9 protein-coding genes are annotated in these 11539 nt (G+C 58.8%); all 9 read left to right on the forward strand.

Annotated features, from left to right (window positions below; all coding sequences use genetic code 11):
- Nucleotides 1-1344, forward strand: coding sequence for a type VI secretion system baseplate subunit TssK (gene tssK / locus FOY96_RS08800; RefSeq protein ID WP_024909829.1), 1344 nt, complete (start codon nucleotides 1-3; stop codon nucleotides 1342-1344).
- A gap of 17 nt (nucleotides 1345-1361) precedes the next feature.
- A complete protein-coding gene (locus FOY96_RS08805) occupies nucleotides 1362-2600 on the forward strand; it encodes a DotU family type VI secretion system protein (protein ID WP_033145801.1) in 1239 nt (412 codons plus the stop codon).
- Between the two features lie 2 nt (nucleotides 2601-2602).
- Entirely contained in the window at nucleotides 2603-6223 is a 3621-nt protein-coding gene (tssM, locus tag FOY96_RS08810; RefSeq protein ID WP_063440431.1) for a type VI secretion system membrane subunit TssM, read from the forward strand.
- Nucleotides 6224-6239: 16 nt separating this feature from the next.
- Nucleotides 6240-6956 (forward strand): type VI secretion system-associated protein TagF, encoded by a 717-nt coding sequence (gene tagF / locus FOY96_RS08815; RefSeq protein ID WP_033145799.1) that lies wholly within the window; start codon nucleotides 6240-6242, stop codon nucleotides 6954-6956.
- Between the two features lie 11 nt (nucleotides 6957-6967).
- Nucleotides 6968-7984 carry a type VI secretion system protein TssA gene (tssA, locus tag FOY96_RS08820; RefSeq protein WP_143346853.1) on the forward strand — a complete coding sequence of 339 codons (1017 nt, stop codon included), beginning with the start codon at nucleotides 6968-6970 and terminating at the stop codon, nucleotides 7982-7984.
- Nucleotides 7985-8059: 75 nt separating this feature from the next.
- Nucleotides 8060-8584, forward strand: a complete 525-nt coding sequence (gene tssB / locus FOY96_RS08825) for a type VI secretion system contractile sheath small subunit (RefSeq protein WP_008502644.1) — start codon at nucleotides 8060-8062, stop codon at nucleotides 8582-8584.
- 3 nt (nucleotides 8585-8587) lie between these two features.
- Entirely contained in the window at nucleotides 8588-10087 is a 1500-nt protein-coding gene (tssC, locus tag FOY96_RS08830; RefSeq protein ID WP_014884232.1) for a type VI secretion system contractile sheath large subunit, read from the forward strand.
- Nucleotides 10088-10454: 367 nt separating this feature from the next.
- A complete protein-coding gene (locus FOY96_RS08835) occupies nucleotides 10455-10844 on the forward strand; it encodes a T6SS amidase immunity protein Tai4 family protein (protein ID WP_048980953.1) in 390 nt (129 codons plus the stop codon).
- A gap of 179 nt (nucleotides 10845-11023) precedes the next feature.
- Entirely contained in the window at nucleotides 11024-11506 is a 483-nt protein-coding gene (locus FOY96_RS08840; protein WP_008502640.1) for an Hcp family type VI secretion system effector, read from the forward strand.
- The last annotated feature ends 33 nt before the right edge of the window (nucleotides 11507-11539 follow it).

The following is an 11539-nucleotide window of genomic DNA, read 5'->3' on the forward strand; positions in this document are numbered from 1 at the left end:
ATGACGAAAGCAGAAAAGGTCGTCTGGACCGAAGGCATGTTCCTGCGTCCACACCATTTTCAGCGGACTGAAAGCTATCTGCTCAACCATGTTCGTGAATGGGGCGCGCTACAGCGGTCATATCTCTGGGGCTTTCTTGACGTGGAACTGGATGAAGCGATGCTTCGTCAGGGATGCATTGCCCTGAGCTACTGCAGCGGCTTGCTGCCGGACGGCACCTTTTTCCAGGTGCGTAACGGGCGCAACGGCCCTGCGCCGCTGAAAATTCCTGACAATCTCACCAACGAAAAGGTGGTGCTCGCGCTGCCGGTTCGTCGTGGCGAGAGAGAAGAGGTGATTTTTAGCGAAGAGCCGGCCTCGCTGGCGCGCTTCATCGCTTTCGAGCAAGAGGTGGAAGACGACAACGCCATGTCGGTGGGGGATGCCACCGTCCAGTTTGGCCGTCTGCGTCTGACCCTGATGCTGGAAAAAGACCTCACGGCGGAATGGACCGCCATCGGCGTGGCGTTTGTGACGGAGAAACGTAACGACAACCACGTGCGGCTCGATAACAGCTACATCCCGCCGATGCTCAACGCTAACAACAGCCCGCAGATCTACAGCATGATCAACGATCTGCACGGTCTGCTGGTGCAGCGCAGCCAGCAAATTGGCGGTCGTCTGCGCCAGCCTGGCCGCTTTAACACCTCCGAACTGATTGAGTTCACGCTGCTGTCGCTGGTTAACCGTCATCTGGGCGAGGTTTCTCATTTAAAAACCCTCCCGCTGCTGCATCCGGAAACGCTCTGGCGCAGCTGGCTGCCGTTTGCGACCGAGCTCGCCACCTGGACGTCGCAGCGTACCGCCGAAAGCGTGCTGCCGATTTACGATCATGACGATCTGGCTAACTGCTTCAGCAAACTGATGCTGATGCTGCGTCAGGGGCTGTCGCTGGTGATGGAAGACCACGCAATTCAGCTGCCGCTGAACGAACGCTCCCACGGCCTGAACATCGCCACGGTGCCTGAAACCAGCATGGTGCGCGAGTTCGGCTTCGTGCTGGCGGTTAAAGCCAATGTGCCAGGCGAACACCTGCAAACCCATTTCCCGGCGCAGATGAAGGTCGCGCCGGTCTCGAAAATCCGCGATCTGGTTCAGCTTCAGCTGCCGGGCATTATGCTGCGCGCCATGCCGGTCGCGCCGCCGCAGATCCCGTGGCATGCCGGCTACAGCTACTTTGAACTGGAGAAGGGCAGCGAGCTGTGGCACGAGATGGATAAGTCCGGCGCATTCGCCCTGCATCTTGCAGGGGAGTTCCCGGGGCTGGATATGGAGTTTTGGGCCATCCGTAGCCCGACAGAATAATAAAGCGAGCGCTTAATATGCAGGAACGACAGGACACCGGCAGTGATGCCGCGTTTACCGGAGCCAGTAGCAACAACCAGCTGGTGGCGGCCGCCAATCCGCTGCTCAACGCGATTCCGCAGATCCGTCATTCGGTCTCCCATGACGATCAGGTGGCGTTACGCCAGCGTCTGATCGATGAGATTCGCCGTTTCGAAGTCCGCTGTCAGCAGGCGGGGCTGCCCTACGAAGTGATCGTCGGGGCGCGTTACTGCCTGTGTACGGCGCTCGATGAGGCCGCCGCGCTCACCCCCTGGGGCAGCAGCGGCGTCTGGTCAAGCAACGGTCTGCTGGTGACCTTCCACAACGAAACCTGGGGCGGCGAGAAGTTCTTCCAGCTGCTGGCGCGCCTGTCGCAGAACCCGCGCGAGCATATCCTGCTGCTGGAGATGATCAACTACTGCCTGCTGCTGGGCTTCGAAGGACGCTATCGGGTGCTGGATAATGGCCGCACGCAGCTTGAAACCATCAAGCAGCGGCTGTGGCAGATGATCCGCGGCGTGCGCGGCAGCTATCCGCCGCCGCTTTCTCCCCATCCGGAAGATCGTCCGGTACTGCGCAAGCTCTGGCGGCCGATGGTTCCCCTGTGGGCCTGCGTGGCGCTGGCCGGGTTTATCGCCTGCCTGTTTTATATCGTGCTTAACTGGCGCCTTGGCGATAACACCAACCCGGTGCTGGCGAAGATTTACCAGTCCCAGCTGCCGGAAACCACTATTCAGCAGCCGGCCCGTCAGCTTCCGGCGGTGCTGAACCTGCGCGGCTTCCTGAAGCCTGAAATCGAGGCGGGCCTGGTCGCGGTGAAAGACGAAGCGGATCGCAGCGTCGTTATCCTGAAGGGCGACGGGCTGTTTGCCTCCGCCTCTACCGTCGTGCGTGACCGCTATGAACCGGTCATCAACCGCATTGCGCAGGCGATGAATAACGTCAGCGGCAAAATTCTGGTGGTGGGCTACAGCGACAACGTGCCGATCCGCAGCGCGCGCTTTGCCTCGAACTATGAACTCTCTCTGGAACGCGCCCGCTCGGTACAGAAAATGCTGCAGGGAAGCCTCTCTCAGCCTGGCCGCGTGAAAGCGGAAGGGCGGGGCGAGATTAACCCGGTGGCGCCGAACACGACGCCTGAAAACCGCGCCCGTAACCGCCGTGTGGAAATTACTCTGCTGGTGTCGCCTGAAAACACTCAGGCTGAGCTGAACGGATTGCCGCAAGGAAACTAAGGATGCTGACTACACTTCTTTCCATCTTGACCAACCGCATTCTGTGGAGCTTCCTCGGCGTAACGGCGCTTGCGGCGGTGATCTGGATGATTGGTCCCCTGTTGTCCATCGTGGACACCCGACCGCTTGAGTCTGAGCAGAACCGCATTATCAGCATTGCCGTGGTCTATCTGCTCTGGGCGCAGGGCCACATTCTGCCGCGCCTGTACAATGCCTGGCTGAACCGCAAGCTGATGGACAAGCTCAAAGAGAACACCGCCAGCCCGGAAGCGGCGGATCCGCAGAAGCGGCTGAACAGCGAGGAGCAGATCCTCGCCAGCCGCTTTGATGAAGCCGCGCAGATGCTTAAAAAAGCGCACTTCAGCAAAGCGGGCCAGGGCGCCCAGTGGACGCAGCGCTTCAGCACGCAATATCTCTATCAGCTGCCGTGGTACGTCATTATCGGCGCGCCGGGTTCCGGTAAAACCACGGCGCTGGTTAACTCCGGGCTGCAGTTCCCGCTGGCCGATCGCTTCGGTAAAACCGCGCTGCGGGGCATTGGCGGCACGCGTAACTGCGACTGGTGGTTTACCAATGAAGCGGTGCTGCTGGACACGGCGGGCCGCTACACCACCCAGGAGAGCGAGCAGGTGCAGGATGCCGGCGAATGGCTGGAGTTCATGGGGTTACTGCGCAAGTATCGCCGCCGCCAGCCGATCAACGGCGTCATCATCACCATCAGCATTTCTGACCTGCTCACCCAGTCCGCCGAGGCGTCCCGCCAGCAGGCGGTGAACCTGCGCCAGCGTCTGTCCGAGCTGCATGAACAGCTGGGTATTCGCTTCCCCGTCTACGTGATGGTGACCAAGGCCGACCTGCTTAAAGGCTTCCGCGCCTGGTTTGCCGACTACGACAAAGCGCAGCGCGACCAGATCTGGGGCTTTACGCTGCCGTGGGAGCAAACCAAACACGCCGATTACGACCTGATGGGCAACTTCCAGCAGGAGTTTTCTCTGCTCCAGCAGCGCCTTGATGCCGGGCTGCCGGAAACCATGCTGAAAGAGCATGACGCGAAAACCCGCGCTGAAGCGTATCTCTTCCCGCAGGAGTTCGCCGCGCTGCGTCCGCTGCTGGCGGATTACCTGAGCACGGTCTTCGCCCGCTCCAACTTTGAAACCGAGTTCTCTCCGCGCGGGATCTACTTCGCCAGCGGGACGCAGGAAGGTATGCCGTTCGACCGCGTGATGGGCGAACTGAACCGCGCGCTGTCGCTGCCGGAAGGGGGAGAGGCGGATAACTGGGATTCGGTCAGCAAAGAAGCGCCTATCCCGGGGGCAAAAGGTCAGAGTTTCTTCATTAAGAACCTGCTGCAAAACGTCATCTTCCAGGAAGCCGGGATCGCGGGCGAAAACCGCTGGTGGGAGCTGCGCAACCGGGCGGTGATCTGGTCCGGCTACGCGGCGCTGCTGGCCCTGCTGGTCATCCTCGGCGGTCTGTGGCTGACCAGCTATGCCAAAAACAAGGCCTATCTGGAAGAGGTGGATGCGAAGGTGCCGCTGCTGGACCAGCAGAGCAAAGCGCTGCAGAACCAGACCCAGCGTGACCTGTTCGATCTGCTGCCGCTGCTGAACGGTCTGGTGGACCTGCCGAAAAGCGACGCGTTTGATGTAAACGATCCGCCCGTCTCCCGCCGTATGGGGCTCTATCGCGGAGATGACGTCAGCGATGCCTCGCAGTCTCTGTACCAGAAAGCGCTGGATCAGATGCTGTTGCCTGCCGTCGCTATGCACATCACCACCTGGCTGCGCAACGACAACGGTAGCGATGTGGAATATAGCTATGAAGCGCTGAAAGCCTATCAGATGCTGTATCAGCCGAAGCACTACGACGGTAAATTCCTGCATTCGTGGGTGATGCTCAACCTGCAGCGAAATCTGCCGCAGAACGTCACGAAGGCGCAGCTGCAGCAGCTTGAATGGCACCTGACGCAGCTGCTGGAACCGAAAATCCAGGCCTCGCCGTACGCGCAGGATGAATCTCTGGTGGCCCGCGAAAGAGCGATGATCAATCAGCAGCCGCTCTCCACGCGCGTATACGGTCGTCTCAAACGCCTGCTGGAGCATGATGACAACCTCAAGCCGGTCTCCCTTTCCGACCTGGGCGGACCGCAGAGCGAGCTGGTGTTTTCACGCAAAAGCGGCAAGCCGGTGAGCGAAGGCGTGCCGGGTCTGTATACGCCGGACGGCTACTGGAAAAGCTTTAACGGCCAGATTGACAGCGTCACCACCGCCCTGCATGAAGACGACGCCTGGGTGCTGGGGGCCGCGACGGCGCAGGAAGATAAACAGCAGATCGATAACGCCGTGCGCCAGCTCTACATGCGCGATTTTATCGCGAACTGGGATCGCTTCCTCGCCGACATTCAGCTCAATAACAGCGCCGATCTCTCCCAGCGCATCAACACCGCGCGCCTGCTCTCCGGCGCAAACTCGCCTCTGCGCCGTCTGGTGCAGAACCTGAGCCAGGTCCTGACGCTGTCACGCAATGCGCCAGCGCCGGAAGATGCGGATAAAGCGCAGGCGCAGAGCAACCGCGCCACCCGCACGCTGGAAGCGCTGTTCAGCAACAATGACGCTGCGCCGACCCAGGCCGCCGTGGTCACCCAGGCGCCGGAACAGCTGGTCACCGACCACTACGCGCCGATGATTGAGCTGGCGCAGCCGCTGGAAAAGGGCGGGAAGACCATCGTGTTTGATGATTTTCTCAAGCAGGTGGATGAGCTCTATCGCTACCTGACCGCCGTCCAGGACGCGGCCAACAGCGGTATGCCGGCACCGGGCGGCGAGGCGATCAGCCGCCTGCAGGCCAGCGCCGGTCGCCTGCCGGGCGGGCTGCAAACCATGTTCAGCAATATGGCGGTGGGCGCCAGCAGCGATACCCAGCGCCGCGACCTCGAAAACGTGCGGAAGCGGATTAACGTTGAGGTGGGCGGATTCTGCCGTCAGGCAATCGCCGGCCGTTACCCGCTGGTGCGCAGCGCCAGCACCGAGGTCACCCCTGACGATCTCGCGCGCATGTTTGCGCCGGGAACCGGGCTGATGGACGCTTTCTTCCGCGACAATCTGACCAATAAGGTGGATACCACCCAGGCAAACTGGCGCTTTATGCCGGGCATCGACGGGAAAACGCTGCCGGGAAGTGAAGGGCTGCTGAGACCGTTCCAGCAGGCCCAGTCGATTCGCGACGCTTTCTTTGCTAATGGCGCCACGACGCCGTCCTTCAAGGTGACGGTTCGAACCGTGCGAATGGATAACTCCATTCTGAACCTGACGCTGGACGTCGACGGCCAGCTGCTGCGCTACAGCCACGGCCCACAGGCCGTACAGATCATGAACTGGCCGGGGCCGGGCGGCACCAACCAGGTACGCATGCAGCTGGGGCTGGCGAACGGCAGCACGGCGACGCTGGTCACCAACGGCGCCTGGGCGCTCAACCGCTTCTTCGATAAAGCGAGCACCAGCCCGGGCGCGGGTAGCCTGAGCCGTCAGGCTACCTTCAACGTCGACGGACATCAGGTCACGCTGGAGTTTGCGCCAAACAGCATACGTAACCCGTTCCAGCTTCCCCGTTTCTCATGCCCATAACCGCAAGGACAGCCGTATGACGAATACCCCTGCGATGAACCGCTACAGCTGGTATGGCAAGTTACCCAGCGCCGGAGATTTTTTGCAGCGTCGCTTTCCTGACACTTTACAGCGCCAGTGGTCACACTGGTTCCAGGTCGGCCTGCTGGCCTGGCAGCAGGAAGAGCAGCGCAGCGGCGAGCGCCAGTTTAACAAAGCGCCAGTCTGGAATTTTGTGGTACCGCCCATGCTGGGCAGCCAGATGATCCAGATGGGCTGTCTGCTGCCCGGCCGCGACAGCGTTGGCCGACAGTATCCGGTTTGCCTGCAGCTGAGCTTCGCCCCGTCAGAGTGGTCGACCAGCCTGCTCAGCCAGGCCGAAAGCTGGTACCAGCAGATTGGGCGCCTGGGGCTGCACGCGGTGCGCAACAGTTTTTCCGCCTCACAGCTGGATGAGATGCTGATGACCATTCCGGCGCCGCAGCCCGTCGAGCCGCAAAAGCGTTCCGACATCCTTGATGTGATTGGCTATGACGAGGACGGGCAGAGCACGCTGGGCTGGCCTCAGGCGGCCGAGTGTTTTGATCCGCTGCGTCAGACCAGCTACTGGTGGACCAACCGCTGCGACGGCTACCCGCTGTACACCCACGTGCACAGCGGGAACTTTACCGGGCAGCTTTTCACCCTGCTGTTCGACCCGGCAGGGGGCGCCCGTCCGGGGCGTCACGGTCTCTATCCGCCCATGTTTGAATAAGCAGGGATCTCATGAATATCGAAGAATTTCTCGCGCCAATCAGTCCCGAAAAACCCTGCGGGGAAAACCTGGAGTACGACGCCGACTTCCAGATCATGAATCAGGCAAGTCTTGGGAAAGCGGAACAGCAGTTTGGCGACACCATTATCCCGGCAGAGCCAGCTGACTGGAACACGGTGGAAAAATACGCCACCAGCCTGCTGACCCGCACCAAAGATCTTCGCGTACTGCTGGCGTTAACCCATGCCTGGACGCGCCGCCGCGGGCTAGCGGGCTACGCGGACGGATTATTGCTGGTGCAGGAGGCGATCGCCCGTTACTGGGAGACGCTCTATCCGCTGCTGGAAGAGTATGGCGAAACCGATCCGTTCTATCGCATTAACGCCCTGGCAGGGCTGAGCGATAAATCCGACCTCACCGTCGCCGTGCGAAACGCCTCGCTTCTGCGTTCAAACGGCGATGAAATTTCGCTCCGGGATGCCCAGGCCCTGCTGGACGGCAGCAAGACGGAATGCCCGGACTATCCCGGCGGCCGTCCACGGCTGATTGACGAGCTGGCCCGCGGCGACCAGCCCGGCACCGCCGCGGTTATCGTCATTAACGAACGTCTGCTGGCGATTCGCGAGCTTCTCACCGGGCATCTCGGTGAAAGCGGCGTGCCCGAGATGGAACAGCTGCTGAAAACCGTCGGACTGGTCGCCAGCGCGTGTCAGGTAACCGACATCAGCAAGCTGCTGCCGAACCGTGAGGCGCAGGCAGAACCCCAGGCCGAGCAGCAGTCGACGGCAGCGCAGCCCGTTCAGCCGGTCACCGACTGGCGCAGCGTGCAGATCACCAGCCGCGCCGACGCGCAGCTGGTGCTGGAAAAAGCGAAGCAGTATTTTGCGCAGTACGAACCGAGCCACCCCGCACCGCTGATGATTGAACGGGTGCAGCGGCTGTCAGAACTTAACTTTATGGACATTATTCGCGACCTGGCGCCAGACGGCGTTAACCAACTTGAAAACATCTTTGGGCGCCGCGAATAACGCGTCCAGGCATTATGACGACAGGCATGGAGCCTGCCGTTTCACCTTCACCGCGCATCTTTGATGGAGAACATCATGGCAATGAGTAACAGTGGGCAGAAATTCATCGCACGTAACCGTGCCCCCCGCGTGCAGATCGAGTATGACGTAGAGATCTACGGTGCAGAACGTAAGATTCAGCTGCCGTTTGTGATGGGCGTCATGGCCGATCTGGTCGGCAAACCGGTTGAAAATCTGCCGGCCGTCGACGAGCGTAAATTCCTCGAAATCGACATCGACAACTTTGACGAACGCATGAAGGCGCTGAAGCCGCGCGTGGCGTTCCAGGTGGATAACACCCTGACCGGCGAAGGCAAGCTCAACGTGGATCTGACCTTCGACAGCATGGACGACTTCCTGCCGGATGCGGTGGCCCGCAAGGTCGAGCCGCTGAACAAGCTGCTGGAAGCGCGTACCCAGCTCTCCAACCTGCTGACCTATATGGACGGCAAAAACGGTGCGGAAGAGCTGATCGCTAAAATTCTGCAGGATCCGACGCTGCTCAAATCCCTGAGCCAGTTGCCGAAAAATGACGAAAGCGCGAAAGGTAGCGAGGAATAATCGATGAGCAACCAGACTCAACAACACGAGCAGCAGGCGGGTCAGGCGTTCAGCCAGGATGAATTCAGCGCGCTGCTGAACAAAGAGTTCCGCCCGAAAACCGATCAGGCCCGTTCAGCCGTCGAAAGCGCGGTCAAAACGCTGGCGCAGCAGGCGCTGGAAAATACCGTCACTTTCTCCAACGACACCTACCGCACCATTCAGAACCTGATCGCCGGTATCGACGAGCAGCTGTCGCAGCAGGTAAACCAGATCATTCACCACGAAGAGTTTCAGAAGCTGGAGAGCGCCTGGCGCGGTCTGAGCTACCTGGTGAACAACACTGAAACTGACGAGATGCTGAAGATCCGCTTTATGAGCATCTCCAAGCAGGAGCTGGGCCGCACCCTGAAGCGCTTCAAGGGCGTGGGCTGGGACCAGAGCCCGATCTTCAAGAAAATCTACGAGCAGGAGTACGGTCAGTTCGGCGGCGAGCCGTTTGGCTGCATCGTGGGCGACTACTACTTCGACCATAGCCCGCAGGACGTTGAGCTGCTGGGCGAAATGGCGCGCATCGGCTCTGCGGCGCACTGTCCGTTTATCACCGGTACCGCGCCGGGCGTGATGCAGATGGAGTCCTGGCAGGAGCTGGCTAATCCGCGCGACCTGACCAAGATCTTCCAGAACACCGAATACGCGGCCTGGCGTTCGCTGCGTGAATCCGAAGATGCCCGCTATCTGGGCCTGGTGATGCCGCGCTTCCTGTCGCGCCTGCCGTACGGCATTCGCACCAACCCGGTCGACAGCTTTGACTTTGAAGAGCAGACCGACGGCGCGAACCACAACAGCTACTCCTGGGCGAACGCCGCGTATGCGATGGCCGCCAACATCAACCGCTCCTTCAAAGAGTACGGCTGGTGCACCTCGATTCGCGGCGTGGAGTCCGGCGGGGCGGTGGAAAACCTGCCGTGCCACACCTTCCCGAGCGATGACGGCGGCGTGGACATGAAGTGCCCGACCGAAATCGCCATCAGCGATCGTCGTGAAGCTGAGCTGGCGAAAAACGGCTTTATGCCGCTGGTTCACCGCAAAAACTCCGACTTTGCCGCCTTCATCGGCGCGCAGTCGCTGCAGAAACCGGCCGAGTACCACGACCCGGATGCCACCGCCAACGCGCGTCTGGCCTCTCGTCTGCCGTACCTGTTCGCCTGCTGCCGCTTTGCACACTACCTGAAGTGCATCGTGCGCGACAAAATCGGCTCCTTCCGCGAGCGCGAAGAGATGGAGCGCTGGCTGAACGACTGGGTCATGAACTACGTCGACGGTGACCCGGCGAACTCCTCTCAGGAGACCAAGTCCCGTAAACCGCTGGCCGCAGCGGAAGTGCAGGTGCAGGAGATTGAAGACAACCCGGGCTACTACGCCGCGAAGTTCTTCCTGCGTCCACACTACCAGCTGGAAGGTCTGACCGTTTCCCTGCGTCTGGTATCCAAACTGCCGTCGCTGAAGACGAAAGACGCGTGATGAGTGTAGCCGGCCCATTGGGCCGGCTACTTTTCGATCAATACGAGATAGCTAATGAATTTGACAGTGAAAGCGTTGATACGAAAATTCATCAGCTATTTAGCCATTTATACGTTGCTAATAATTTCATTCATGTTGTTTGTGACGGTATCCGGCTACTATCTGTTTATCTTTGACTGGCCGGCAGAAGTCCCGCGAATCGCAATGCATGGATTTTTATGCACTGGACTTAATGCATTAGCGATAGGGATATACGTTGTCGCAGAAAAATGGAAAGAGGAAAGTTAGTATTTTACGCGGACTGATGCGCTGTGGGTCTTATGGCAAAGGATATAAGGTGAAACGTTTATGTTTTTTCCTCGTATTTATGACTTTTTATGTGTATTCCGGAAATAACTATCCTGATTTTTATCAGCAGCAAACATACCGGCAGGTTTTAAAAGATTTTGTTCTGGCGCGCTGCCTGGCGCAGGTAGCAGATAAAGGCAGCCAGTTTTCTGCTGATGCTGCCCGCAGTGCGAGTGCATTCATTGAGTGGATTCCTTTTGATGCTGAAAATGGCACTGAGAAAATGGATGCGCTCATTGGAAAATACAAAGATCACATTAACGGCTTTCATGCCGAACGAAAGCCCGATGTAAAAGGCGTTACGTTAAATTGCCTGCGTCTTTATCATAGTGACGAACTTAACAAGCTGGTACCTCAATTAATTATCGGAAATCCTGATCGCACCTGGATTCAGGATAATCCGCAGTAGTAAAGACTTCACATTCTTTCCGTTCATTCAGGGGGAATGTAAGACTGTCAAATGACACGGGTCATTTGATATGAGGCAGAGGTAAAATATGGACGGTTTTATTCAGCCCCATGCTTTCCTGTTTGCCATATAAGTGCTTTTTCGAAAGCAATATTGTTCATCCACGAAGAGTAGATATTATGGCTATTGATATGTTTCTGAAGGTCGAGGGTGTTACGGGCGAATCTAAAGATTCTAACCACACCGGCTGGACTGATATTACCTCCTTCTCCTGGGGCGCTTCCCAGCCAGGTAATATGAGCGTTGGCGGTGGCGGCGGTGCCGGTAAAGTTAACTTCAACGACCTGCACGTTAACGCGCTGATCGACAAATCCACCACCGCTATCCTGAAACACTGCGCCAGCGGCAAACACCTGACCAAAGTTGAGCTGTCCGTCTGTAAAGCCGGCGGCCAGCAGGTGGAATACTCCCGCATCACGCTGGAAGATGTGCTGGTCACCTCTGTTCAGTACACCGGTGCTGACAACGGCGATACCGTTGGTGTGACCTATGCATTCCAGGCTGCGAAAGTGAAACAGCAGTACTGGGAGCAGACCACGTCTGGTGGTAAAGGTGCTGAAAGCAGCGCTGGCTGGAACATCAAAGAAAACAAAGAAGCGTAATTGCGTATGTGGCCGGGGAGTTTTCCCCGGTCA

Origin of the sequence: Enterobacter asburiae (genome assembly GCF_007035645.1) — a bacterium.
GTDB classification, from domain to species: domain Bacteria; phylum Pseudomonadota; class Gammaproteobacteria; order Enterobacterales; family Enterobacteriaceae; genus Enterobacter; species Enterobacter asburiae_B.

What these genes read in the sequence shown, in the direction of transcription:
- tssK (WP_024909829.1), top strand. Translation starts at nt 1, where the DNA reads ATGACGAAAGCAGAAAAGGTCGTCTGGACCGAAGGCATGTTCCTGCGT.
- FOY96_RS08805 (WP_033145801.1), top strand. Translation starts at nt 1,362, where the DNA reads ATGCAGGAACGACAGGACACCGGCAGTGATGCCGCGTTTACCGGAGCC.
- tssM (WP_063440431.1), top strand. Translation starts at nt 2,603, where the DNA reads ATGCTGACTACACTTCTTTCCATCTTGACCAACCGCATTCTGTGGAGC.
- tagF (WP_033145799.1), top strand. Translation starts at nt 6,240, where the DNA reads ATGACGAATACCCCTGCGATGAACCGCTACAGCTGGTATGGCAAGTTA.
- tssA (WP_143346853.1), top strand. Translation starts at nt 6,968, where the DNA reads ATGAATATCGAAGAATTTCTCGCGCCAATCAGTCCCGAAAAACCCTGC.
- tssB (WP_008502644.1), top strand. Translation starts at nt 8,060, where the DNA reads ATGGCAATGAGTAACAGTGGGCAGAAATTCATCGCACGTAACCGTGCC.
- tssC (WP_014884232.1), top strand. Translation starts at nt 8,588, where the DNA reads ATGAGCAACCAGACTCAACAACACGAGCAGCAGGCGGGTCAGGCGTTC.
- FOY96_RS08835 (WP_048980953.1), top strand. Translation starts at nt 10,455, where the DNA reads ATGACTTTTTATGTGTATTCCGGAAATAACTATCCTGATTTTTATCAG.
- FOY96_RS08840 (WP_008502640.1), top strand. Translation starts at nt 11,024, where the DNA reads ATGGCTATTGATATGTTTCTGAAGGTCGAGGGTGTTACGGGCGAATCT.